Source organism: Agrobacterium sp. MCAB5 (assembly GCF_052114365.1).
Classification (GTDB): Bacteria; Pseudomonadota; Alphaproteobacteria; order Rhizobiales; family Rhizobiaceae; genus Agrobacterium; species Agrobacterium tumefaciens.
The window spans coordinates 1-881 of sequence record NZ_JBFREP010000059.1; the positions used below are offsets into that span (position 1 = coordinate 1).

The following is an 881-nucleotide window of genomic DNA, read 5'->3' on the forward strand; positions in this document are numbered from 1 at the left end:
GTCCCATACATTCCGTCGGACGCCATGGCACTGTCGCTGGCCGGCGAAAGGCCGTTCAAGGCAATGAACGCCCAGCGATGGAAAGTCTTCGCGCATCGTGCGCGATTGCCTGAAGCTGGTGTGCTGAAGGCTGTTACGGAGACCGTCGAGCGCGTCAACCAGTCTTGGTGGTCTCTGCCTGAACGAGCTGTTCTACCCGATAGAGTGTTGGAACGGATTGATGCCCACATCAAGCTGATGTCGCCGATCCTCGGCACGTGCGCTGATTAGCAATTGGTGTTTTTGCGTAACTCGTTAGCAGTTTCATAGCCCACCAAAACCGATAGGGTCGCTGGTTCGAATCCGTTCAACAGCGTCCTCGCCAAAAAGCGCTACATCGAATCAGGACGCCCCCGTCGCCACTACCCGCAACTGACGACGCAAGGGATCGGCTTGTGGGTGCAGCAGCAATTCGTGTGGCCCTGCGGTCTCAAGACGATTCCGCCCAAGGGCTTTCGCCCGGTACAGCGCGCCATCGGCGCTTGCAAGCATCCCGGCGAGGTCGTGGCAGTCAGGTGCCGCAAGGCCGATACTGACGGTGGCATGCGTTTCCAAGCCCTCTGCCCGAGCGGCTGCTTTGGCGAACCGGCTTGCGATCGCCAAGCCGCGACTGAGAGCTTGGGAATGGTCGCACCGTGGCAGAAGCGCAGCGAATTCCTCACCGCCCAGCCGGACAATAAGCGCGTCGGGTCCGGCTTCTTCGCGGGCGGTTTCGGCGAACAGCTGCAAAACCTTATCTCCGGTTTGATGTCCATGACGATCGTTGATCGCCTTGAAGTGGTCGAGGTCGAAGGCGAGCAGTGAGACGGGGTCAAAATGCCGCTCCCGGAGGATCCGAGATG

1 protein-coding gene and 1 pseudogene are annotated in these 881 nt (G+C 59.9%); one reads left to right on the forward strand and one right to left on the reverse strand.

What is annotated here, in order from left to right; genetic code table 11:
* Nucleotides 1-270 (forward strand): annotated as a pseudogene (locus AB4Z23_RS27270) (type II toxin-antitoxin system HipA family toxin); the annotation flags it as partial.
* A 111-nt stretch (nucleotides 271-381) separates the two neighbouring features.
* Here AB4Z23_RS27270 and AB4Z23_RS27275 read toward each other — a convergent pair.
* A partial coding sequence (locus AB4Z23_RS27275; protein ID WP_441361155.1) for a GGDEF domain-containing protein occupies nucleotides 382-881 on the reverse strand: 500 nt, incomplete at its 5' end.